This window comes from Castellaniella sp. (genome assembly GCF_034007085.1).
In the GTDB taxonomy this organism is placed as follows: Bacteria; Pseudomonadota; Gammaproteobacteria; order Burkholderiales; family Burkholderiaceae_B; genus Castellaniella.
Window position 1 is genome coordinate 35137 of sequence record NZ_JAVERO010000001.1, and the last position, 23323, is coordinate 58459.

19 protein-coding genes are annotated in these 23323 nt (G+C 64.1%); 6 read left to right on the top strand and 13 right to left on the bottom strand.

Going from position 1 to position 23323, the window contains the following annotated elements; genetic code table 11:
- The 6 genes from RBR29_RS00215 to rpsB form a co-directional block, all read right to left on the bottom strand.
- On the bottom strand, window positions 1–843 hold the full coding sequence (locus RBR29_RS00215; protein ID WP_320346052.1) for a phosphatidate cytidylyltransferase: 843 nt from the start codon (window positions 841–843) through the stop codon (window positions 1–3).
- 31 nt (window positions 844–874) lie between these two features.
- Window positions 875–1642, bottom strand: a complete 768-nt coding sequence (gene uppS, locus RBR29_RS00220; protein WP_320346054.1) for a polyprenyl diphosphate synthase — start codon at window positions 1640–1642, stop codon at window positions 875–877.
- Between the two features lie 28 nt (window positions 1643–1670).
- Entirely contained in the window at window positions 1671–2231 is a 561-nt protein-coding gene (gene frr, locus RBR29_RS00225) for a ribosome recycling factor (protein ID WP_320346056.1), read from the bottom strand.
- Between the two features lie 8 nt (window positions 2232–2239).
- Entirely contained in the window at window positions 2240–2956 is a 717-nt protein-coding gene (gene pyrH / locus RBR29_RS00230; protein ID WP_320346058.1) for a UMP kinase, read from the bottom strand.
- 205 nt (window positions 2957–3161) lie between these two features.
- The gene (gene tsf / locus RBR29_RS00235) at window positions 3162–4037 is read right to left on the bottom strand and encodes a translation elongation factor Ts (RefSeq protein WP_320346060.1); all 876 of its coding nucleotides are present in this window, start codon (window positions 4035–4037) and stop codon (window positions 3162–3164) included.
- 98 nt (window positions 4038–4135) lie between these two features.
- On the bottom strand, window positions 4136–4888 hold the full coding sequence (gene rpsB, locus RBR29_RS00240) for a 30S ribosomal protein S2 (RefSeq protein ID WP_320346062.1): 753 nt from the start codon (window positions 4886–4888) through the stop codon (window positions 4136–4138).
- Window positions 4889–5071: 183 nt separating this feature from the next.
- On the opposite strand from rpsB, the gene map reads away from it, so the two are divergent.
- From map to RBR29_RS00255, 3 genes are read left to right on the top strand one after another with little or no spacing between them, the layout of a single operon-like run.
- Entirely contained in the window at window positions 5072–5890 is an 819-nt protein-coding gene (map, locus tag RBR29_RS00245; RefSeq protein ID WP_320346064.1) for a type I methionyl aminopeptidase, read from the top strand.
- A gap of 15 nt (window positions 5891–5905) precedes the next feature.
- Complete coding sequence (locus tag RBR29_RS00250) at window positions 5906–8557, top strand: [protein-PII] uridylyltransferase (RefSeq protein WP_320346066.1); 2652 nt, start codon at window positions 5906–5908, stop codon at window positions 8555–8557.
- 7 nt (window positions 8558–8564) lie between these two features.
- Entirely contained in the window at window positions 8565–9071 is a 507-nt protein-coding gene (locus RBR29_RS00255; protein ID WP_320346106.1) for a disulfide bond formation protein B, read from the top strand.
- A gap of 54 nt (window positions 9072–9125) precedes the next feature.
- Here the strand turns inward: RBR29_RS00255 and purF are convergent, their stop codons facing one another.
- From purF to aceE, 7 genes are all read right to left on the bottom strand, one after another.
- A complete protein-coding gene (purF, locus tag RBR29_RS00260; RefSeq protein ID WP_320346068.1) occupies window positions 9126–10628 on the bottom strand; it encodes an amidophosphoribosyltransferase in 1503 nt (500 codons plus the stop codon).
- Between the two features lie 15 nt (window positions 10629–10643).
- Window positions 10644–11132: a CvpA family protein gene (locus tag RBR29_RS00265; RefSeq protein ID WP_320346070.1), complete on the bottom strand. Its 489-nt coding sequence runs from the start codon at window positions 11130–11132 to the stop codon at window positions 10644–10646.
- Window positions 11129–11953, bottom strand: coding sequence for an SPOR domain-containing protein (locus tag RBR29_RS00270; protein WP_320346072.1), 825 nt, complete (start codon window positions 11951–11953; stop codon window positions 11129–11131). Before RBR29_RS00270 ends, RBR29_RS00265 begins: the two co-directional genes overlap by 4 nt.
- Before the next feature lie 46 nt (window positions 11954–11999).
- Entirely contained in the window at window positions 12000–13412 is a 1413-nt protein-coding gene (gene folC / locus RBR29_RS00275; protein WP_320346074.1) for a bifunctional tetrahydrofolate synthase/dihydrofolate synthase, read from the bottom strand.
- A 127-nt stretch (window positions 13413–13539) separates the two neighbouring features.
- A complete protein-coding gene (gene lpdA / locus RBR29_RS00280; RefSeq protein WP_320346076.1) occupies window positions 13540–15300 on the bottom strand; it encodes a dihydrolipoyl dehydrogenase in 1761 nt (586 codons plus the stop codon).
- Between the two features lie 10 nt (window positions 15301–15310).
- The gene (gene aceF, locus RBR29_RS00285) at window positions 15311–16993 is read right to left on the bottom strand and encodes a dihydrolipoyllysine-residue acetyltransferase (protein WP_320346078.1); all 1683 of its coding nucleotides are present in this window, start codon (window positions 16991–16993) and stop codon (window positions 15311–15313) included.
- Window positions 16994–17007: 14 nt separating this feature from the next.
- A complete protein-coding gene (gene aceE / locus RBR29_RS00290) occupies window positions 17008–19716 on the bottom strand; it encodes a pyruvate dehydrogenase (acetyl-transferring), homodimeric type (protein WP_320346080.1) in 2709 nt (902 codons plus the stop codon).
- Window positions 19717–20051: 335 nt separating this feature from the next.
- Here aceE and RBR29_RS00295 point away from each other — a divergent pair, with 335 nt between their 5' ends.
- Genes RBR29_RS00295 through folD form a run of 3 tightly spaced genes read left to right on the top strand, consistent with a single transcriptional unit; the run spans window position 20052 to window position 23279 of the window.
- Window positions 20052–21803 (top strand): PAS domain S-box protein, encoded by a 1752-nt coding sequence (locus RBR29_RS00295; RefSeq protein WP_320346082.1) that lies wholly within the window; start codon window positions 20052–20054, stop codon window positions 21801–21803.
- Complete coding sequence (locus RBR29_RS00300) at window positions 21800–22423, top strand: response regulator transcription factor (RefSeq protein WP_320346084.1); 624 nt, start codon at window positions 21800–21802, stop codon at window positions 22421–22423. The genes RBR29_RS00295 and RBR29_RS00300 overlap by 4 nt, the downstream gene beginning before the upstream one ends.
- Before the next feature lies 1 nt (window position 22424).
- Window positions 22425–23279 (top strand): bifunctional methylenetetrahydrofolate dehydrogenase/methenyltetrahydrofolate cyclohydrolase FolD, encoded by an 855-nt coding sequence (folD, locus tag RBR29_RS00305; RefSeq protein ID WP_320346086.1) that lies wholly within the window; start codon window positions 22425–22427, stop codon window positions 23277–23279.
- Window positions 23280–23323 lie beyond the last annotated feature (44 nt).

Sequence of the window (23323 nt, forward strand, 5' to 3'; positions counted from 1 at the left end):
TCAGAGACTCGTCAGCAGCAGCAGCGCGGCGGCGGGCGCCACCGGCAACACTGCGTCGATGCGATCGTACACCCCGCCATGGCCCGGCAGGAGCTGGCTGGAATCCTTGACCCCCGCGCGACGCTTGAGCAGTGATTCGAACAGGTCGCCGACGATGGACCAGGCCGCCAGCGCGACCCCGACCCCGAGCACGCCCACCCAGCCAATGCCCATCACCAGCAATGCGCCAAAACTGCCCGGCCACCACAGGGCCGTGGCAAGCAGCCACACAGTGGCCGCCAGGATGCCGCCAGCGGCGCCTTCCAGTGTCTTGCCGGGACTGACACGTGGTGCCAGCTTGTGACGCCCCAGGGCACGACCCGTGAAATAGGCGGCGATGTCGGCAGCCCAGATCAGCGCCCACAGACTGATCAGCGCCGCCGCGCCATGACGCAGGAAGATCCAGGCCAGGGCATACCAGGTCGCGGCCAGAAGCAGTCCGCCGGTTGCGGCCAGCAGCGCCGGCCGGCAGGCATCGGGGACCCGGGCATGCGCCACGGCCAACGGGGCGACGGCCAGCCAGAACAGCAGCGCCAGCGGCAGCAGAATCGACCCGAAAACCGTTTCCAGCGCTGGCCGGCCGTCGACCAGCCAGCGAGACAGCAGCGCCAGAGCCAGCGCAGCCAGTAGCGCCCCTCCCCAGCGCACGGCAGCGCCGTCCATGACCAGCCGCAGCCATTCCCACAGCGCGCAGACCGTCATCAGCCCCAGCAGGGCCAGCATCGGCCAGGGTGTCGGAGCCATCACGGCGGCCACCACGATCAACAGCAGGACAATGGCGGTGAGGATGCGCTGGCGCAACATGGATGGCGTTCCTTTCTGGGCCGGTTCGCGTTTATTTCGAGGCGTCGCGCAACTGGGCGCTGGTGCGGCCAAAGCGCCGTTCGCGGCCCTTGTACCATGCGAAAGCCCGGTCAAGCTGCGCCGCATCGAAATCCGGCCACCAGCAATCGGTGAAATACAGTTCAGTATAGGCCAGCTGCCAGACCAGGAAATTGGAGATGCGCTGTTCTCCGCCCGTGCGAATGAACAGGTCGGGCTCGGGCGCATAAGCCATGGCCAGCCAGGGTGTCAGGGCTGCCTCGTCCAGTGCCTCGGGATGGGCGGCGAGATCGGGCCGAGCGGCCAGCAGCGCCCGGGTTGCCTGGAGAATATCCCATCGACCACCGTAATTGGCGGCAATGGTCAGCGTCAGAGCCGATTGCCCGGCCGTCCGGCGTTCGGCAGCTTCGATCAGGCCGCGCAGATGGGGGTCGAAGGCTGATAGATCGCCGACCACGCGCAGGCGCACTCCCTGCTCTTCCAGGCGCCCGACTTCTTTTTCCAGGGTGCGCACAAACAAGCGCATCAGCAGGGAGACTTCCTGGGCCGGGCGGCGCCAGTTCTCGGAACTGAAGGCAAACAGTGTCAGGTAGCGCACGCCCCGGCGACCGCAGGCCTCGACGATGCGGCGCACGGCCTGGACGCCGCGCACATGCCCTGCCGTGCGCGGCAGCATTCGCTGGGTTGCCCAGCGGCCATTGCCATCCATGATGATGGCGACGTGCCGGGGCACGTCCCCGGTCTCGGGAATGGCAAGTGTGGAGGAAGGGGTTTCGATCATGGGCCGGGCGTCTTGCGCGGACGGCCGATCAGACCGTCATGATCTCGGCTTCCTTCTGGGCGACCAATTTGTCGATTTCGGCCACGTAGCGATCAGTGAGTTTCTGGACTTCGTCCTGGCCGCGGCGGTCTTCGTCTTCGGAGATTTCCTTGTCCTTGACGAGTTTTTTCAGGGCCTCGTTGGCCTCGCGGCGCAGATTGCGCACGGCGACCTTGGCATCCTCGCCTTCGCCGCGCACGACCTTGGTCAGGTCCCGGCGGCGCTCTTCGGTCAACGCCGGCATCGGCACGCGGATATTGTCGCCCATGGCGATCGGATTCAGCCCCAGGTCCGATTCGCGGATGGCTTTTTCGACCGGCCCCGCCATTGTCTTTTCCCAGACCTGCACACCCAGCGTGCGGGCGTCGATCACCGTCACGTTGGCCACCTGGCTGACCGGCACGGGCGAACCATAGTATTCGACCTGCACGTGATCCAGAATCCCGGCATGGGCCCGGCCCGTGCGGATCTTGGCCAGGCTGGTCTTCAGGGCTTCGATGGATTTGCCCATGCGCTCGTCTGCCGAGCGACGAATGTCGGAAAGGCTCATGAGGATTCCTATACCTGAACCAGGGTGCCTTCGTCCTCGCCGCAGACGACGCGCCGGAGGGCTCCTGGTTTGTTGATCGAAAAGACCTTGATCGGCAATTTTTGGTCGCGGCACAGCGCGAATGCCGTGGCATCCATGACTTCGAGGCGGCGTACGATGGCCTCGTCGAAGCTGATGCAAGAATACCGCGTGGCGTTCGGGTCCTTGTTCGGATCGGCGCTGTAGATGCCATCGACCTTGGTGGCCTTGAGCACGATTTCGGCGCCGACTTCGGCGCCGCGCAGCGCAGCGGCCGTATCGGTGGTGAAGAATGGGTTACCCGTGCCGGCCGCGAAAATGACGACCTTGCCTTCTTCCAGGTAACGCAGTGCCTTGGGGCGAATGTAGCGTTCCACCACCTGATCGATGTTCAGCGCCGACTGCACCCGGGCATCCACGCCCTGATTTTTCAGTGCGTCCTGCAATGCCAGGCCATTCATGACGGTGGCCAGCATGCCCATGTAGTCGGCTGTGGCGCGGTCCATGCCCTGCGCGCCAGGCGCCACACCACGAAAGATATTGCCCCCGCCGATCACCACGGCCAGTTGGACCCCGAGGGACACGACGCCATGGATTTCCTCGGTCATGCGAAGGATGGTCGCGCGGTTGATGCCGAAGGCATCGCCGCCCATCAGAGCCTCGCCCGAGAGTTTCAGGAGAACGCGCTTGTAGGCAGGGGTGGGCATGCAAGATTCCTGGAAGGAGTAATCAGCGTAGAGCAGCACGGAGCCGGACACAGCGTCCCCGGCGTTGTTGTTAAGGGGCCCGTCCAGGCCAGCCGGACAGGCCAGACGCGGCCCATCGCGACAGCCCGGCTGTCGCGATGGGCGCACGGCGCGGCAGAACGGGCACTGGATGGCGATGCGCCATCGTACCCGAAATCAACCTGAATCAGGAACCGCTGGCCGCCGCAGCCACTTCAGCCGCGAAGTCCTCGGATTTTTTCTCGATGCCCTCGCCCACCACGAACAGCGCGTAGCGATTGATGCGGGCCGATTTTTCCTTGAGCATCTGCTCGACGGTCTGCTTGTCGTTCTTGACGAAAGGCTGCGACAGCAGCGTGACTTCCTTCAGGAATTTCTGCACGGAACCTTCGACCATCTTGGCGACGATTTCAGCCGGCTTGCCGGATTCGGCCGCCTTCTGTTCGGCCACGGACCGTTCGGCGGCGATCAGCGCGGGATCCACGCCATCGGCATTCAGGGCGCGGGGCTTGGTCGCGGCAATGTGCATCGCCAGGTCCTTGCCGACTTCGTCGGCGCCGGCAAAATCAACCAGCACGCCGATGCGCCCGCCATGCACATAGCTGTTCAGGCCGTCGGTGGTGTCGAAACGCTGGAAGCGGCGCACCGACATGTTTTCGCCGATCTTGCCCACCAGGCTGGTGCGCACGGATTCGACGGTGCCATCACCCATGGCGCACGCATTCAGCGCATCCAGATCGGCGGGATTGTTTTCAGTGGCGATGCGGGCCAGGTCATTGACGAAAGCGATGAAATCATCGTTCTTGGCAACGAAGTCCGTTTCGCAGTTGACTTCGACCAGAGCGCCGGATTTGCCATCGGCAGCAATGTGCAGGCCGATCAGCCCTTCGGCCGTGATGCGGTTGGCCGCCTTGGATGCCTTGCTGCCCAGCTTGACGCGCAGCAGTTCCTCGGCGCGAGCCAGATCGCCATCGGCCTCGGTCAGGGCCTTTTTGCATTCCATCATGGGCGCGTCGGTCTTCTCGCGCAGTTCCTTGACCATGGCGGCAGTGATTTGAGCCATTGTGTTCTCTCCTGTTCAATCAATGCGCGCGCCGACCGGCGGCGCGCGACGGGTCCGCCGCCAGATGACGGCGGGCCGGGGCGGCAGCGGGCAGGAAGTTATTCCTGATCCTGGTCCTGCTCGACCTCGATGAATTCCTCGCCTTCGGCCAGTTCCTCGACCAGGCCATTGAGGCTCTGTTCGCGGCCGGCGAGCACGGCGTCGGCCATGCCACGGGCATACAAGGCAATCGCCTTGGAGGAGTCGTCATTGCCCGGAATGACGTGATCAATGCCTTCGGGGGAATGGTTGGTATCGACCACGCCGACCACCGGGATGCCCAGGGTCCGGGCCTCGGCCACGGCAATCTTGTGGTAGCCGACGTCGATCACGAACAACGCGTCGGGCAGCATGTTCATTTCCTTGATGCCGCCGATAGACTTGTTGAGCTTGTCCATTTCGCGCGCGAACATGAGCGCTTCTTTTTTGCTCATGTGCTCGGTGGCGCCTTCGGCCTGCTGGGCTTCCATGTCCTTGAGGCGCTTGATCGAGGTCTTGACCGTCTTGAAATTGGTCATCATGCCGCCCAGCCAGCGGCTGTCGACGTAGGGCATGCCGCAGCGCTGGGCCTCGGCGGCGACCAGTTCACGCGCGGAGCGCTTGGTGCCCACGAACAGCACATTGCCGCCGCGTGCGGCGACCTGGCGCACGAACTGGCTGGCCTCCAGGTATTTTTCAACCGTGCGTTCGAGGTTGACGATATGAATCTTGTTGCGTTGGCCGAAGATGTATTCGGCCATCTTCGGGTTCCAGTAACGGGTCTGGTGGCCAAAATGCACACCGGCTTCCAGCATTTCGCGCATGAGCGACATGAAAATTCTCCGATAGGGTTCAGTCTTGTACCAGGCCAGTATCCGGGACTAACATGAAAAAGCCGAATCCTGAAATATCGACGTTTTTCACATAGGCCGCGCACACCCTTGGGCGGCCAGGCACGCTATTTACAGCTAAGCCTATAATTCTACTATTCATCTCGTCCATACAGCAAGCAACCCATGGTCCCCGTCATCACCGATCCCCTCGAACTCGACCAGATGCGCGCCGCCTGCCAGGCCGCCGCCAGCATCCTCGATTACCTTGAACCCCATGTGCGTGCCGGGGTCACAACGGGAGAACTCGAACGCCTGTGCATGGATTACCTCACCAACACGTTACACGTGCAATCGGCCACCGTGGGCTACGCCCCCCCAGGCTATCCGCCCTTTCCGGCCTCCATCTGCATTTCGGTCAACCACGTCATCTGCCATGGCATCCCCGGTGACAAGGTCCTGAAGAACGGCGACATCCTGAACATGGACATCACCATCATCAAGGATGGCTGGTTCGGCGACACCAGCCGCATGTACTGCGTGGGAGAACCGTCCATCCTGGCCCGTCGCCTGATCGACACCACCTATGAATGCATGTGGCTGGGCATCGAGCAGGTCCGTCCGGGTGCCACCCTGGGCGACATCGGGCACGCCATCCAGAAACACGCGGAACGAGCCGGCTTTTCCGTGGTGCGCGAATACTGCGGCCATGGCGTAGGACGCCGTTTCCATCAGGACCCGCAGGTACTGCACTATGGCAAGCCCGGCACCGGCCTGCGCCTGGAACCCGGCATGATTTTCACGATCGAGCCCATGATCAATGCCGGCCGCCGCGAAATCCGCACCTTGGCCGACCAGTGGACAGTCGTCACGCGCGACCACAGCCTGTCGGCCCAATGGGAACACAGCGTTCTGGTCACCGATGGCGGCTACGAAGTGCTGACGGTCTCGCCTGGCATGCCGTCGCCGCCCGCCTTCGTCCAGGGCGAAGTCAGCCGCGCGTAACGCCAGGCGGGCGCCATGCAGCAGAAACGCCCTGCCGCCGTTGCTGCCGGCCAGGATCCGGTCCAGGCGACCCTGTCCGACTTGCGCGCCCGGATGCAGGCCCGCCGGTCCGAGGCCATCCAGGCATGGCGCGTGCACCTGCGCCCCGACACGCTGCTGGCCGCCTTGCGGCGGATTGCCGACGGAACACTGCGCAGCCTGCTGAAGACGCTTCCCCTGCCGGCTGGTGCCTGCGTGGCAGCCGTCGGCGGCTATGGCCGGGGCGAACTCTATCCCGGCTCCGATCTGGACATCCTGATCCTTCTGGAACACGCCCCCGATGCGGGCGACCGTGCGCGCATCGAAGCCCTGGTCGCCGCCCTGTGGGACATCGGACTGGAACCCGGCCTGAGCGTGCGTACCCTGGATCAATGCCGACACGAAGCCGCTGCCGACATCACCGTGCAGACCTCGCTGCTGGAGGCCCGCTGGCTGGCTGGCGGGCGGGCGCTGTTCCAACGTTTTCGTGAACAGATGCGGCTGGACCTGGACCCCCAGGACTTCTATCTGGCCAAGCGCACCGAAATGCAGCAGCGGCATGCCCGTCATCAGGACACGCCCTACGCACTGGAGCCCAACTGCAAGGAATCCCCTGGCGGGTTGCGCGACCTGCAAGTGCTGTTGTGGCTGGCGCGCGCGGCAGGCCTGGGCACGAACTGGACGGCCGTCGCACGCACCGATCTGCTGACATCCGCCGAATTCCGCGCCCTGCGGCGGGCCGAACTGGCCTTCAAGCGTCTGCGCATCGAACTGCATCTGCTGGCCGGACGCCGCGAAGATCGCCTGTTGTTCGACCTGCAGCTGCGTCTGGCCCAGGTCTATGGCTTCGTCGACCAGCCGCACAGGCGAGCCAGCGAACTGCTGATGCAGCGCTACTACTGGGCCGCCCGCGTCGTCTGCCAGGTCAATCGCCTGTTGATGCTGACGCTGGAAGAACGCCTGTTCCCTCGACCGCAGGATGACTCCATCGCCCTGGACGAGGATTTCTGCATTCGCCGCAGGCGGCTGGCCCTGGTCCATGAGGATGCCTTCGAACGCAAGCCCGGGCTGCTGCTGAAAGTCTTCCTGGTCACGCAGCAACACCCGGAACTGCAAGGCATGGCGGCAGGCACCCTGCGGGCCATGTGGCACGCCCGGCACCGCATCGATCGGGCGTTCCGCGACGACCCGGCCAACCGTGGCCTGTTTCTCGAAATTCTGCGCCAGCCACGCGGCATCGTCCATGCCCTGCGCGACATGACGATGTGGAATATCCTGCCGCGCTATCTGCCTGCCTTCCGACGCATCGTCGGACAGATGCAGCACGATCTGTTCCATGCCTACACCGTGGATCAGCACATCCTGATGGTGATCCGCAATCTGCGGCGTTTCACCATGCCGGAGCACGCCCAGGAATATCCCCTGGCCAGTCAGCTGATCGCCGACCTGGACGAACACTGGCTGCTGTATGTGGCCGCCCTGTTCCATGACATTGCCAAAGGCCGTGGCGGCGACCATTCGCAGCTGGGCGCTGCCGAAGTCCGGCGCTTCGCGCGCCGACACGGGCTGTCCCGCGAGGCCTCCGATCTGCTGGAATTCCTGGTGCGCGAACACCTGACCCTGTCCCAGGTGGCCCAAAAGCGCGACTTGAGCGATCCTCGGGTGATTCATGAGTTTGCCGCCCGGGTCGGTTCCAGGCGGCGGCTGGCGGCCCTGTATCTGCTGACAGTGGCAGACATCCGCGGCACCAGCCCCAAGGTCTGGAACACCTGGAAAGGCAAGCTGCTGGAAAATCTGTACCACCAGACGCTCGCGGCCCTGGGCGGCGAGCAGCCCGACACCCGGACCATCCTGGCCCTGCGCAAGGAAGCCGCGGCCGCCGAAGTCCGCAGGATGGGCTTGCGCGACGACAGCCGCGAAGCCTTCTGGTCCCAGTTGGACGTGGCCTATTTCCTGCGCCATGACGCCAACGAGATCGCCTGGCACACGCGGCACCTGTACCACTGTTTCCAGGGGCCGGATCCGGTTGTGCGCGCTCGTGTCCTGGGCCAGGGCGAGGCCCTGCAGATCATGGCCTACGCGCCCGACCGGCCAGACCTGTTCATGGATATCTGCACCTATTTCGACCGCCACGGGCTGAGCATCCAGGACGCCCGCATTCACACCACGCGCCAAGGCTGGGCGCTGGACAGTTTCATCGTGCTGCTGCCCGAACACAGCCGGGATCACCGGTCCTATGCCACCCTGATCGAACACGAACTGCGGGCTGCGCTGGCCGACAGCCGGGCAAGTGCCCGGGAAGCCCCCGCGCCGCATCAAGGATCGCGCCGTTCCCGGGCTTTTCCGATCATGCCCAGCGTCACCCTGCAGCCCGACGAACAAGGCGGCAACTGGCGGCTGTCCGTCACGGCCGCTGATCGCGTGGGCCTGCTGCATGATCTGGCCCAGGTCTTCGCCCGCCACGATGTCAGCCTGAAAATGGCCAAGATCATGACCCTGGGTGATCGGGTGGAAGATATCTTCATCCTCGACGGCCCTGGCCTGGAACACCCTCGCAGCCAGATGCAATTCGAACGCCAGGTGCTGGAAGCCCTGGGGGTGGCTGCCCCCTCTTCCCTCTCTTTTTCTTCACCCCCCCAATCCCAATAACATGACGCTGACACGATCCGACCGTCTTCTGCGCCTCATCGGCCTGCTGTGCCTGGCTGCCGTGGGCTTCGCCCTGATTTCGCAACATGCGTTCGGCATGCCGCCCTGCGCCTGGTGCGTGCTGCAGCGGCTCATCCTGCTGGCCATCGCAGCCGTCTGCAGCCTGGCGAGCATGGGCTGGAAATCGCCCGTCGCGCGCCGCGCCGGTGCAATCACGGCCGCAGCCCTGGCGGTATGCGGCATCGCCGTCGCCTGGTACCAGCACAGCGTCGCCTCGCAGATGCTGTCTTGCGCGCAGACCTTCGCCGATCGTTTCATTTCGGCATCGGGTCTGGATGCCGCCCTGCCCTGGCTGTTCGGCATCTACGCCAGTTGCATGAACGCCCGCGTCAATCTGCTGGGGGTGGAATATGCCTTGTGGAGCCTGGCGCTGTTCGTCCTGTGCGCCGTGCTGGCGCTGGCCGCATTGCGTGCAGCCTGGACTGCGCCGGAACGCCGATCAACGTCCCGTTAGATCGATCGGCTGCCCGTCGAGCAAAGTTCCCCGCAAGGCGAAGCGCAGGGAAATTCAGCCTTCGTCGATCGCGGCCGCCATGGCGCCGGAGCGCTGTGGCAGGCCCCGGGTGCGGCTCAGGCGTTCCAGGTAGGCGGCATCGATGTCACCGGTGACGTAGCGCCCATTGAAGCAGGATGACTCAAATGATCGCAGGGCGGGATTCAGGTCGCGCAGGGATTGTTCCAGGTCATCCAGATCCTGGTAGACGAGGCCATCGGCACCGATTTCGCGGGCGATCTGGGCCTCGTCGCGCCCGGTGGCGATCAGTTCCGCCTGGGTCGGCATGTCGATGCCATAGACGTTCGGATAGCGGACGGCAGGCGCCGCCGAGGCAAAGAAGACCTTGTGCGCCCCCGCGGCCCGGGCCATATCGACGATTTCGCGGCTGGTGGTGCCACGCACGATGGAATCATCGACCAGCAGCACATTCTTGCCGCGGAATTCCATGTCGATGGCGCTGAGTTTCTGGCGCACGGATTTCTTGCGCACGGCCTGGCCGGGCATGATGAAGGTGCGGCCGACGTAACGGTTCTTGATGAACCCTTCGCGATAGTTCAGGCCCAGGCGCGCGGCCAGCTGCATGGCCGAAGGCCGCGAGGAATCGGGGATCGGCATGACGACGTCCACATCGCCCAGGCGCAGGGATTTGGCGACCTTGTCCGCCAGATATTCACCCATGTGCAGGCGCGCATCGTAGATCGACACCCCGTCCATCAGGGAATCCGGCCGGGCGAAATAGACGTATTCAAAGACACAGGGCGTATGTTCCAGCCCTGAGTCCGCACAGGCCTCGGCGCTGAATTCGCCGTCTTCCGTGATGACGATGGCCTCGCCGGGGGCGATGTCGCGTACCAGCGAAAAACCGCTGCCGGTCAGGGCCACGGATTCAGAGGCCAGCATCCATTCAGGCCCGGATTCCGTATCATGGCGACCCAGGCACAGGGGCCGGATGCCGTGCGGATCGCGGAACGCCACCAGGCCGAAGCTGCTGATGTTGGCAATGACCGCATAGGCGCCCTTGGCGCGCCGATGCACCGCACGCACCGCCTGGAACACCGCGTTGGCATCCAGCGTTACGCCGTTGGACGCCTGCTGCAGTTCGTGGGCGAAGACGTTGAGCAGGACCTCGGAATCGGAATTGGTGTTGATATGACGCCGATCGTGCTTGAACAGGGATTCGCGCAGTTCGCGCCAGTTGGTCAGGTTGCCATTGTGCACAAAGGTGATGCCGAACGGTGCGTTCACGTAAAAGGGCTGGGCTTCGTCCACGCTGGCGCTGGAACCCGCCGTGGGGTAGCGTACCTGTCCGACACCGCTGTTGCCAGGCAGCGCACGCATGTTGCGCGTGCGAAACACATCGCGCACCAGGCCGTGGGCCTTGTGCATGCTGAAGAACTGATCATGCGCGGTGGCGATGCCGGCCGCATCCTGGCCCCGGTGCTGCAGCAGCAGCAGGCTGTCATAGATCAGTTGATTGACGGGGCCGCGCCCCATCACACCCACGATTCCGCACATAAGAATGAATTCCGGCTAATAGGGAAGCAGTTCTGCCACCTGGATCGGCAACAGTGATTTGACTTGCTGGAAACCCCGGACAGCCGCTGCCGATGTACGGGCGTTCTGCCACCAGGGTTCCTGGGGAAGCTGAGTGTAGCCTGCCAGCCCCACCAGGGCCAGGACGAGCACCATGCCGCGCACGGCGCCAAACAGTGCGCCCAGACCGTGATCGGCTGGCGTCAGGCCGGTGCGATCCACCAGTGCGCCCAGCGCCATGTTCAACAGGCCGACCACCAGCAAGGCCAGGATGAAGACTGCCCCATAGGCCGCCAGGGCGCGCAGCAGGCCATTGTCGACCAATCCCGTCAACCAGTCCGATGCGCCCGGTCCCCACCAGATGGCAGCGACAAAAGCGGCAATATAGGCGATCAGTGACAGGACTTCGCGCAGGAAGCCGCGCAACAGGCCGATCAAGGTCGAGACAACTACCACGGCCAGGACGAAGTAATCGAAACTGGTCACTTGCCGGAGATCAGGCCGTTCTGGTAGCCCAGGGCCCGGAGTCGGGCCTGGGCTGCCTGGGCGGCTTCGTGAGAGCCGAAGGGGCCCACGCGCAGCCGGTAGACCGTGCGGCCGTTGGATTGGCCGCGTTCGACGTACGCATCAGTGACGCCGGCTTGGCGCAGACTGTCGCGCCGTGCCTGGGCATCCTGTTCAGTTGTGTAGGCGGCAACCTGCAGATAATAGCGGCCCCCAGTGGCGGCGCGCGACCCGGAACTGGCCGCAGGCGGTGTCTTGCCAGCCAGCAGGGCCAGGGCGACAGAACCATCGTCGGTGCGTTCGACCGGCGCCCGAGCGGCGGCGGGTTTTTCTGTGCCGGGCCGATCAGCAGCCTTGCGAGCGTCTGCGACCGGTTTTTCGCGCGTCGGCTCGGGGGGAGCTGGTGCAGGTTCGGCGGGTGCGGGTTCGGGGGCCGCCGCAATCGCTGGCGCCGGGGGCTGGTCCGGCGCAGCGGGGGGAACCGCAGGGCTGGCACCGACAGCAGGCGCTGAAGGAACCGGATCCTGGGCAGCGCCGCCCGAAGCGTCTGGCTGCATGGCGGGGGGGTCGGTGGCCGGCGGCAAGCCAGCCACCGGCGCTGGCACCACGATCGGGGCGTGGGCATCATCAGGGACGGGTTCGTCGAACAGCCAGGGCACGATGATGAACGCCGTCAACACCAGCGCCAGTGCGCCGATCAGACGCCGGCGGGCTTTCACGCGCAGTTCACGGAGCTGGGCTTCGGTTCCCGTGGATCGCGCCGGGGCGCGTTGTCCGGTTTCGGTTCCCTTGCGAAAAAACATCGTGCAGCCAACCCATCAAAAGTGGCGGATCGGCCTTCCGGCCCGATCAGGACAGGACATCCCGGCCTTCGCGGCGCAGCACGTCAAGCACAGGGCCGACCGTGGCAAACGATCCAAACACGAGAATTCTATCATTGTCGCCAGCCAGTCTACGGGCCTCGGCAAAGGCTTGTTCCGGACTGTCAAAAGTTGAAACCTGAACGTCCCGGGCAGCGATGGCCGGCCGGGGCGCAGGCCGCACGCCAGGCTTGTGCGCAGTAGTAGGCCGCGTGATCTCTTGACTGTGCGCGATGAAGGAATCCGGCGGTGTCCGGCTGCCGCTGATGCGACGCACGATGGCCGCCAGTTCCTGGGCGCTGGTGCCGCGCGGCCCGCTCAGTGTGGCGCACAGCCAGCGATCGACTCGCTGCGCCAGACGCGACAGCGTGGCCTCGATGTCCTTGTCGTTCAACATGCCGACCACCGCATAGGTGTGCGGGTAATGGCCCATGCTGTCCAGATTCTGACCCAATGCCGAGATGGCGTGCGGATTGTGCCCCACATCCAGGATGGTGGCCGGCAGGCCCGGCAGGATCTGCATTCGCCCAGGCAGACTGACATGCAGCAGCCCCTGGCGCACATCCTGCTGGGTGACCACCAGATGGTCGCGCAGGGCTTCCAGGGCCGCCAGGGCCGCCGAGGCATTCAACAGCTGATTGGCGCCTCGCAGGGCGGGATAGCCCAGTGCATTGCGACGTTGCGTGCGACCGCCGTAGGCCCATTGCTGACGGTCGCCGGAATAATTGAAATCGACCCCGACACGCCATAAATCGGCGCCGATCGCAGCAGCATGGTCGATCACGCTTTGCGGCGGGACCGGATCGGCGCAGATAGCGGGCTTGCCTGCCCGGAAGACATGAGCCTTTTCCAGACCGATGGCCTCGCGGGTATCCCCCAGGTACTGCATATGGTCCAGATCGACACTGGTCAGGATCGCGCAGTCGGTATCGATCAGGTTGACCGCATCCAGCCGGCCGCCCAGGCCGACTTCCAGAACCACGACGTCCAGCTGACTGGCCTGGAACAGCAGCAAAGCGGCCAGCGTGCTCATCTCGAAATAGGTCAAGGTCGTCTGCCCCAGGACCGATTGGATGCGCTCGAACTGCGCCACGATCGCTTCATCGGAAGCATCCTCGCCATTGACGCGGATGCGTTCGTTGAAACGCAACAAATGGGGCGATGTGTACTTGCCGACCTTGTAGCCCGCTGCAAGCAGCATGGATTCCAGCATGGCGCAGGTGGACCCCTTGCCATTGGTGCCCGCCACCGTGATCTTGGTGCAATCCAGGGACAGAGCCAGGCGCTGGGCCACGGCGCGAATGCGGTCCAGGCCCAGATCGATGGCCTTGGGATGCAGGGTTTCGAGATAGGCCAGCCAGTCGGCCAGCGCGGCGCCCGGGGCAGGAGCGGAAAGGGACATGAGTGGACTTCGGCAATCAACAACGGCAGGTGCCGATATTAGCACCTGCCGTCAGGGAATACGCCGGGCAAACCTGTTGTCCACAAGGCGGTCACGTGCCGCCCGCAGACCACGCAGCATGGGGCGTTTATTTCTTTCGCGCGGGGGGCACGTCCGTGCAATGACCATCGGCGACCTCGGCGGCCATGCCGATCGATTCGCCCAGGGTCGGATGCGGGTGGATGGTCTTGCCGATGTCCACGGAATCCGCACCCATTTCGATGGCCAGGGCAATTTCCCCGATCAGGTCGCCCGCATGGGTGCCCACGATCCCACCGCCCAGGATCCGGCCGGTTTGCGCATCGAACAGCAGCTTGGTAAAGCCTTCATCGCGGCCATTGGCAATGGCTCGACCCGAAGCCTGCCACGGAAACAGCCCCTTTTTGAGAGTGATGCCGTCGTTTCTGGCGGCCTCCTCGGTCACGCCGACCCAGGCCACTTCAGGGTCGGTATAGGCCACCGAGGGGATCACGCGCGCATCGAAGAAGGACTTGTGGCCGGCGATGGCTTCGGCGGCCACGTGCGCCTCGTGAACCGCCTTGTGCGCCAGCATGGGCTGGCCGACGATGTCGCCGATGGCGTAGATATGCGGCACATTGGTGCGCATCTGCTTGTCCACGGCAATGAAGCCCCGGTCGGACACGGCCACACCGGCGTTCTCGGCACCGATCTGCTTGCCGTTGGGTGCACGACCCACGGCCTGCAGCACCAGATCATAGCGCTGAGGGTCCTTGGGCGCGGCTTCGCCTTCGAAGGTGACCCAGATGCCGTCGTCCCGGGCTTCGGCGGCAACAGTCCGGGTTTTGAGCATGACGTGATCGAAACGCCTGGCATTCATCTTGTCCCAGACCTTGACCAGATCGCGGTCGGCGCCAGTCATCAGGGTAGGCAGCATTTCGACCACATCCAGGCGGGCGCCCAGCGCGGAATAGACCGTGCCCATTTCCAGGCCGATGATGCCGCCGCCGATGATCAACATGCGTTCAGGCACGGATTTCAGGGCCAGCGCCCCCGTGGAATCGACGATGCGCGGATCGTCCGGCAGGAACGGCAGTTTCACCGACTGGCTGCCGGCCGCGATGATGGCTGCCGCGAATTTGACCGTCACCTGACTGCCATCGGCCTTGGCTACCGTCAGATGATGCGGGTCGGCAAAGGCGCCCACACCCTGGATGACCGTGACCTTGCGGGCCTTGGCCATGCCCGCCAGGCCGCCGGTCAGCTTGCCCACCACCGAATCCTTGTAGCCGCGCAGCTTGTCCAGATCGATCGCCGGCTTGCCAAAAGCGATGCCGTGGGCCGCCAGCGATTGAGCTTCTTCCAGCACGCCGACGGTGTGCAGCAGCGCCTTGGAGGGGATGCAGCCCACGTTCAGGCAGACCCCACCCAAGGTGGCGTAGCGTTCCACCAGGACGACCTTCAGGCCCAGGTCGGCGGCGCGGAAAGCGGCTGAATAGCCACCAGGCCCTGCCCCCAGCACCAGGACGTCATATTCGCTGTCGGCAGCGCCGGAGAACTGCGCGGGGGCTGGGGCCGGCGCAGTCTGGGAGGCGGCCGGCGCAGGCGCTGCGGCTGCCGCGCCGGGAGCAGGCTGGACCGCAGCCTCCCCCTCGGATGCCTCGATGCGGACGATGGGTACCCCCTGGGAAACTTTATCGCCCAGCTTGACGAGGATTTCCTTGACCACCCCACCCTGCTCGGCCGGGATTTCCATGGAGGCCTTGTCGGACTCGACCGTGATCAGGCTCTGTTCGGCCTGGATGGCATCGCCCACGGCCACCAGGATCTCGATGACTTCGACCGCATCAAAATCGCCGATGTCGGGGACATTCAGATCGATGAGATTCATGCCGTCCCCCTTACAGGATGATGCGGCGGAAGTCCGCCAGCAGACCAGCCAGATAGGCGTTGAAACGCGCGGCCGCCGCCCCGTCGATCACGCGATGGTCGTAGGACAGCGACAGCGGCAGCATCAGGCGCGGCTGAAAGGCCTGTCCATCCCAGACCGGTTGCATGGTCGAACGCGACACGCCCAGGATGGCCACCTCGGGCGCGTTGATGATGGGCGTGAAGTCCGTGCCGCCGATCCCGCCCAGGGACGAGATCGAAAAGCAGCCCCCCTGCATCTGCGACGGCGAGAGCTTGCCTGCGCGCGCCAGACTGGCCAGTTCGGCGGTTTCTGCCGCCAATGCCAGCACGCCTTTCCTGTCGGCATCCCGGATCACCGGCACCACCAGTCCGTTGGGCGTATCGGCTGCGAAGCCGATATGGAAATACTGCTTGAGCACCAGATTGTCGCCGTCCAGCGAGGCATTGAATTCAGGGAATTTTTTCAATGCGGCGACCACCGCCTTGATCAGGAAGGCCAGCATGGTGACCTTGGCGCCGGATTGCTTGTTTTCCGCGTTCAACTGCTGACGCAAGGCTTCCAGTTCGGTGATGTCCGCCACGTCGTTATTGGTCACGTGCGGGATCATGACCCAATTGCGGTGCAGATTGGCGCCGGAAATTTTCTTGATGCGCGACAACGGCCTGGTCTGGATTGCGCCGAACTTGGCGAAATCGACCTTGGGCCAGCCAAGCACGCTGAAGCCGCTGCCTGCCGGCACCGTCGAACCCACGGGGCTGACGCCACCGGTAGCCAGGGCCTGCTTGACGTAGGCACGCACATCGTCGGCCGTAATGCGATTCTTGGGACCGCTGCCCGTCACCTGGGTCAGATTGACGCCCAATTCCCGGGCGAACCGCCGCACCGAAGGCGATGCATGCGGCAAATTGCGCAGCGGGACCTCGGCCTCGGCAAACGAGGCCGTCGGAGACGTCCGTTCCGGCGCGCTGGATGCCATGGCTGGCGCGGGCGACGGGGCCACCGGCGCAGCCAAGGTTTCCGGTGCCGGTGTAGCAGAGGTTTCCGGTGCCGCAGCGAGCACCGGGGCCTGGGCTGCGCCGCCCGTGGTTTCCACTACCAGGATTTCCGTGCCCTGCGAGACCTTGTCGCCCAATTTGACGAGGATTTCCTTGACCACCCCGCCGACCGGGGCGGGGATTTCCATGGAGGCCTTGTCGGATTCGACCGTGATCAGGCTCTGTTCGGCCTGGATGGTATCGCCCACGGCCACCAGGATCTCGATGACTTCGACCGCATCGAAATCACCGATGTCGGGCACGACCACGGCTTGCGTACCCCCTGCAGCGACCGGCGCCGCAGGCGCGGCAGGGGAAACTTCGGCCTGGACGGCTTGCGCCGCTGCGGCAGCTGATGCAGGCGCGGTGGCCGCCGCAGGCGGAACCGTCGCGGCATCCGAGGCCTCGATTTTCAGGATGACCGCGCCCTCGCCCACCTTGTCACCCAGTTTGACCAGGATTTCCTTGACCACCCCGCCCTGCGAAGCGGGGATTTCCATGGAGGCCTTGTCGGATTCGACCGTGATCAGGCTCTGTTCGGCCTGGATGGTATCGCCCACGGCCACCAGGATCTCGATGACCTCGACCGCATCGAAATCGCCGATGTCGGGGACCTTGATTTCCACGATAGTGCTCATGTCCTGTGTCCTCCTCAGGCGTAATGCGGATTGGCCTTTTCGGGGTCGATGCCATATTTGGCAATCGCCTCGGCGCATTGCTTGATATCGATGGCGCCTTCGTCGGCCAGGCTGCGCAAAGCGGCCAGGACCACGAAATGGCGATCGATCTCGAAATGCTTGCGCAGTTCGGAGCGGAAATCCGAACGGCCAAAGCCATCGGTTCCCAAGACCTTGAGGGAACGCCCCTTGGGCACGAACGGGCGGATCATGTCGCCATAGGCCTTGATGTAGTCCGTGGAGACGATGATCGGCCCCTGGGTATCCTTGAGCTGGCGCGTCACATACGCTTCCTGGACCGGCTCGGTCGGATGCAACAGATTGTGGCGCTCGACGTCCAGGCCATTGCGGCGCAATTCCGAGAAACTGGTCACGCTCCAGACGTCCGAGGTCACGCCCCAGTCCTTTTCCAGCAGTGCCTGGGCGGCCAGCACTTCGCGCAGAATCGTGCCCGACCCCATCAGCTGGACGTGTTTCTTGGCAGGCTTGGCGCTGGACTGCAGCTTGTACATCCCCTTCAGGATGCCTTCCTCGTCGCCCGCCCTCAGGCCCGGCTGGGCGTAGTTCTCGTTCATGACCGTGATGTAGAAGAACACGTCTTCCTGGTCATGCATCATGCGCTGCAGGCCGCTGCGAATGATGACGGCAACCTCGTGGGCAAAGGCCGGGTCGTAGGCCACGCAATTGGGAATCAGGGAAGCCTGGATATGACTGTGGCCGTCTTCGTGCTGCAGCCCTTCGCCGTTCAGGGTGGTGCGCCCGGCCGTGCCACCCAGCACGAAACCGCGCGCCAGCATGTCGCCCGCCGCCCAGGCATGATCGCCGAAACGCTGGAACCCGAACATCGAGTAGTAGATGAAGAACGGGATCATGATGCAGTTGCTGACGGAATAGGACGTCGCCGCCGCAACCCACGAGCTGAAACCGCCGGCCTCATTGATGCCTTCCTGCAGGAGCTGGCCGTTTTCCGCTTCGCGGTAGTACATCACCTGCCCCTTGTCCACAGGCACGTATTTCTGGCCTTCGGGGGCGTAGATGCCGATCTGGCGAAACAGGCCTTCCATGCCGAACGTGCGCGATTCGTCCACGAGGATGGGCACCACCCGCGGCGCCAGGTCCTTGTCGCGCAGAATCTGGTTCAGCACGCGCACGAACGCCTGGGTCGTGGAGATTTCCCGCCCTTCGGCGGTGGGTTCGAGCACGGCCTTGAAGGCATCCAGCGGCGGCACCGGCAGCGACTGATCGGCCTTGGCGCGCCGGCGCGGCAGGTAGCCGCCCAGCGCCTTGCGGTGCTCGTGCAGGTATTTCATTTCCGGCGAATCGTCCGCCGGCTTGAAAAACGGAATCTCATCGAGCTTGTCGTCGGGGATGGGGATATTGAATCGGTCGCGGAATTCGCGCACCGAATCGACGTCCAGTTTCTTTTGCTGATGGGTGGGATTCTTGGCCTGGCCGGCGTGGCCCATGCCATAGCCCTTGATGGTCTTGGCCAGAATGACCGAAGGCTGGCCCTTGTGGCTGGCCGCCGCCGCGAACGCCGCGTAGACCTTGTGCGGGTCGTGGCCGCCGCGATTCAGGCGCCAGACGTCCTCGTCGCTCATGCGGCTGACCATTTCCAGCAGCTTCGGGTGCTTGCCGAAGAATTTCTCGCGCACGAACTTGCCATCATTGGCCTTGTAGGCCTGGTATTCGCCGTCCACGGTCTCTTCCATGATGCGGCGCAAAATGCCTTCCTTGTCACGCGCGAGCAAGGGATCCCAGTAGCCCCCCCAGATCAGCTTGAGCACATTCCAGCCATTGCCGCGGAAAGCGCCCTCGAGTTCCTGGATGATCTTGCCGTTGCCGCGCACCGGGCCGTCCAGGCGCTGCAGGTTGCAGTTGACGATGAAGATCAGGTTGTCGAGCTTTTCGCGCGAAGCCAGACCAATGGCCGCCAGGGTATCGGGTTCATCGACTTCGCCATCACCGACAAAGACCCAGACCTTGCGCTGGGACGTATCGGCCAGCCCCCGGGCATGCAGATATTTCAGGAAACGGGCCTGATAGATGGCCAGCATGGGGCCCAGACCCATCGACACCGTCGAGAACTGCCAGAAATTGGGCATCAGTTTCGGGTGCGGATAAGAAGACAGGCCCTTGCCCTTGCCGCCGACTTCCTGGCGGAAATAATTCAGGTTTTCCTCGGTCAGGCGGCCTTCGAGGAAGGCGCGGGCATACATGCCCGGGGATGAATGGCCCTGGAAATACACCAGGTCGCCGCCATGATCGGGCGATTCGGCGTGCCAGAAATGGTTCTGGCCACACTCGATCATGGTCGCCAGCGATGCGAAGGACGCAATGTGGCCGCCCAGGCTGCCGCCGTCGGCGGGCTCGACCCGGTTGGCCTTGACTACCATGGCCATGGCGTTCCAGCGGATATACGATCGGATGCGCTCTTCCAGCACCATATTGCCCGGATGGGCGGGCTCCAGCCCTGGGGGGATCGTGTTGACGTATGCCGTGTTCAGCGAATAGGGAATGTGTGCGCCGCTGCGGCGGGCCAGGTCGATCAGGCGTTCGATCAGGTAATGGGCTCGTTCCGCGCCTTCGCGGTCAAGCACCGCCTCCAGCGCATCGATCCATTCCTGGGTTTCCTGCTGATCGATATCCGCCGCAGCCGCGTGGACTTGGTCAAGAGAGGACATGAGGTGTGTCTCCTGTGGTGTGGTTCGATGACGCGACCACACATCGCGCCAGCCTGATGAAAAATCCCCCCGTTGCGCCTTCGACCTGCCGCCCCGGGGGAGGCGTTCTTGGCTTGAGCCGGCCTGACGGTGATTCATGGGGAAAGGCGCCGGCAGCACCGCAACCACAGTTCCGGGTGCATCTGCATTCCGGGAGCCGACGCTTGCAGCCATTCTAGGAAAGAGCCTGCCCCAGCACAAGCAAAATTTCATCAGATGATATGTATTTTTATTATGTGAAAAATTGAATGGGGTTTTCGCGTCTAAAATGGCGCCATCGCTCACTTCACACGTCCATGGCCACCCCGAACCGCACATCCCTGATTCCGACGACGTTCTACGAGCATGCCCGTCACAGTCGCCGTCTGTACTGGCTGACGCCGGCGGTCGTGCTCGTGCTCTATTTGTGCGTCATGGGCGCCTTCATCTGGCTGCAGCGCCTGCAGAGCGACAGTGTGATGTTCGTCACCATCGACCAGGAAACGCGCCAGCAACGCCTGATGATGGTGGTGTTCGCCCTGTCCCTGGTGATTGTATTCAGCCTGCTGGCGCTGTGGCGGTATACCCGTTTCCGCACCCAGGCCGAGGCCGCTCTGATCGCCGAAACAGGATTTCGCCGCGCCATGGAAAATTCCATGTCCACGGGCATGCGCGTGTTCGACATGCAGGGGCGCATTGCCTACGTCAATCCCGCCTTCTGTCGCATGATCGGCTGGAACGAGGCCGATCTGATCGGCCGCACTGCCCCTTTCCCCTACTGGCTGCCGGGCCGCCACGACCATCACCGCGAAACCCTGGCGCAGCTGCTGTCGGGCCGCACTCCCAGCAGCGGCCTGGAAATCGAGGCGCAGCGGCGCGATGGTTCACGCTTTACCGCGCGCATGTATGTCTCGCCCCTGCGCGACCCCCAGGGTGAACAGATCGGCTGGATGACCTCCATGACCGACATCACCGAGCCCAAACGCATCCGCGAGGCCCTGACAGCCGCGCACGAGCGCTTCATGACGGTACTCGAAGGGCTGGATGACGCGATTTCCGTCGTGGCCGATACGCCCGAAGGCCTGGAACTGCTGTTTGCCAACCGTACCTACCGCCGCCTGTTTGGCGCCCAGGCCGGCGGCCATGCAGAACTGCTGGGCGGACGGCTGGGCCGCTTCACCGACGAAACCATGGAACTGTTCTCGGCCACAGCCCAGCGCTGGTTCGAAGTCCACCACCGGATGCTGGCCTGGACCGATTCCCGGCGCGTGCGCCTGCAGGTGGCGCGCGACATCACCGAACGCCGCAAACACGAAGAAGAATCCCGCATCCAGCAGGAAAAGGCCCAGCTCACCAGCCGCCTGACCACCATGGGGGAAATGGCCTCGTCCCTGGCGCACGAACTGAACCAGCCGCTGACGGCCATCAGCAATTACAATATGGCGGCTGTGGCCATGCTCAAATCGGGCAAGGCGCCGACAGAATCCCTGCTGCAGGCGCTCGAAAAGGCGGCGCAGCAGGCCGAACGCGCCGGCAAGATCATCAGCCGCATCCGCGAATTCGTGAAACGCAGCGAACCTCGCCGCCAGGCCGTGAACCTGGGCCGGATCGTCGAAAATGCCGTCAGTTTTGCCGACATCGATGCCCGCAAGCGCCGCATCGAAATCGTCCAGAACCTGCCCGACCCGATGCCCGATGTCCTGGCAGACCCGATTCTGATCGAACAGGTGCTGCTGAATCTGCTGAAAAACGGTGTCGAGGCCATGGAACACAGCGAATGCCGCAGCCTGCACGTCCGGATCACCGATCAGCAATCCCAGATCGAGATCGCCGTCATCGACCGGGGCCATGGCCTGCGCAACCCCGAACGACTGTTCGAGCCTTTCTACAGCACCAAATCCGAAGGGCTGGGCATGGGCCTGAACATCTGCCGCACCATCATCGAGTCGCACCACGGACGCCTGTGGGCCAGCGCCAACCCCGAAGGCGGAACGATCTTCCGCTTCACCCTGCCCAAAGCCCCGCCGCGGCCCCAGTCCACAGAAATCACGGAGGAACAGCACGCATGAGCGACACCCAAACCCCCAGCACCATCTACATCGTCGACGATGACGAGGCGGTCCGCGATTCCCTGCGCTGGCTGCTCGAAGCCAATGGCTACACCGTGCGCAGCTTTGCCGGCGCCGAGGAATTCCTCGCCGCCTATGATCCAGAACAGGTCGGCGTGCTGATCGCGGACATCCGCATGCCCGGCATGAGCGGCCTGGAACTGCAGGAAACCCTGATTGCCCGCAAGGCCCCCTTGCCCATCGTCTTCATCACCGGCCACGGCGACGTACCGATGGCGGTTTCCACCATGAAAAAAGGCGCCGTCGATTTTCTGGAAAAGCCTTTCAACGAAGCCGACCTGCGGGCGCTGGTGGCCACCATGCTGGAACAGGCCCGCGAACGCGTGCGCGAAGCCCATGCCCAACGCGATCAACAGGCTGTGCTGGGCCGGCTGACGGCGCGCGAACAACAGGTGCTGGAACGCATCGTGGCCGGCCGCCTGAACAAACAGATCGCCGGCGATCTGAACATCAGCATCAAGACCGTCGAGGCCCACCGCGCCAACATCATGGAAAAACTCGAAGTCACCACCGTGGCCGATCTGATGAAGATCGCCCTGACCCGCACCGAGGAGGCCTGACATGAGCGCCCGCATCATCGACGGAAAAGCCCTGTCCGCCCAGGTACGCAGCCAGGTCGCCGAACGGGTCCGGACGCTCAAGGCCCAAGGCATCACACCGGGACTGGCCGTGGTCCTGGTCGGCGAGGATCCGGCTTCCCAGGTCTACGTGCGCAACAAGGCCGCCGCCTGCGAGGCCGCCGGCATGTATTCACGCGTCATCCCGCTGGGGGCCGACACCCCCGAGGGTGAACTGCTGGACATGATCGAAACGCTCAATGCCGACCCGGCTATCCACGGGATCCTGGTGCAGCTGCCCCTGCCCGGTCACATCGATACCGGCCTGGTCATCGAAACCATCAGCGCAGCCAAGGACGTGGATGGTTTTCACGTCAGCAATGCCGGCCTGCTGATGACCGGCCGGCCGCTGTTTCGCCCCTGCACGCCCTACGGCGTGATGAAAATGCTGGAATCCGAACAGGTCCCATTGCGCGGCGCCGAAGCCGTGATCGTGGGCGCCAGCAACATCGTCGGCAAGCCCATGGCCATGCTGCTGCTGGCGGCGGGGGCGACCGTGACGCTGTGCAATTCCAAGACCCGCGATCTGGGCGCCCAGACCCGCCGGGCGGATGTGCTGGTCGTGGCCACGGGCCGGCCCGGCATCGTCACAGGCGACATGGTCAAGCCTGGCGCCGTCGTGATCGACGTGGGCATCAATCGGCTCGAATCGGGCAGACTCGTCGGCGATGTGGATTTCGATTCGGCTGCGGCGGTCGCTTCCGCGATCACCCCCGTGCCCGGCGGCGTGGGCCCCATGACCATCGCCATGCTGCTGGTCAACACCATTGAAGCCGCTGAACGCACGCTCCAGGCCTGATCCTCGGACTTGAAAACGGGGGCGCAGCCCCCACCTGCCCCTGC

Excerpts from the sequence above, each read along its gene's own strand:
- aceE (WP_320346080.1), bottom strand. The coding sequence starts at position 19,716 with ATGTCCTCTCTTGACCAAGTCCACGCGGCTGCGGCGGATATCGATCAG.
- lpdA (WP_320346076.1), bottom strand. The coding sequence starts at position 15,300 with ATGAATCTCATCGATCTGAATGTCCCCGACATCGGCGATTTTGATGCG.
- map (WP_320346064.1), top strand. The coding sequence starts at position 5,072 with ATGGTCCCCGTCATCACCGATCCCCTCGAACTCGACCAGATGCGCGCC.
- RBR29_RS00295 (WP_320346082.1), top strand. The coding sequence starts at position 20,052 with ATGGCCACCCCGAACCGCACATCCCTGATTCCGACGACGTTCTACGAG.
- folD (WP_320346086.1), top strand. The coding sequence starts at position 22,425 with ATGAGCGCCCGCATCATCGACGGAAAAGCCCTGTCCGCCCAGGTACGC.
- folC (WP_320346074.1), bottom strand. The coding sequence starts at position 13,412 with ATGTCCCTTTCCGCTCCTGCCCCGGGCGCCGCGCTGGCCGACTGGCTG.
- aceF (WP_320346078.1), bottom strand. The coding sequence starts at position 16,993 with ATGAGCACTATCGTGGAAATCAAGGTCCCCGACATCGGCGATTTCGAT.
- RBR29_RS00250 (WP_320346066.1), top strand. The coding sequence starts at position 5,906 with ATGCAGCAGAAACGCCCTGCCGCCGTTGCTGCCGGCCAGGATCCGGTC.
- uppS (WP_320346054.1), bottom strand. The coding sequence starts at position 1,642 with ATGATCGAAACCCCTTCCTCCACACTTGCCATTCCCGAGACCGGGGAC.
- frr (WP_320346056.1), bottom strand. The coding sequence starts at position 2,231 with ATGAGCCTTTCCGACATTCGTCGCTCGGCAGACGAGCGCATGGGCAAA.
- RBR29_RS00300 (WP_320346084.1), top strand. The coding sequence starts at position 21,800 with ATGAGCGACACCCAAACCCCCAGCACCATCTACATCGTCGACGATGAC.
- rpsB (WP_320346062.1), bottom strand. The coding sequence starts at position 4,888 with ATGTCGCTCATGCGCGAAATGCTGGAAGCCGGTGTGCATTTTGGCCAC.
- purF (WP_320346068.1), bottom strand. The coding sequence starts at position 10,628 with ATGTGCGGAATCGTGGGTGTGATGGGGCGCGGCCCCGTCAATCAACTG.
- tsf (WP_320346060.1), bottom strand. The coding sequence starts at position 4,037 with ATGGCTCAAATCACTGCCGCCATGGTCAAGGAACTGCGCGAGAAGACC.
- RBR29_RS00270 (WP_320346072.1), bottom strand. The coding sequence starts at position 11,953 with ATGTTTTTTCGCAAGGGAACCGAAACCGGACAACGCGCCCCGGCGCGA.
- pyrH (WP_320346058.1), bottom strand. The coding sequence starts at position 2,956 with ATGCCCACCCCTGCCTACAAGCGCGTTCTCCTGAAACTCTCGGGCGAG.
- RBR29_RS00215 (WP_320346052.1), bottom strand. The coding sequence starts at position 843 with ATGTTGCGCCAGCGCATCCTCACCGCCATTGTCCTGCTGTTGATCGTG.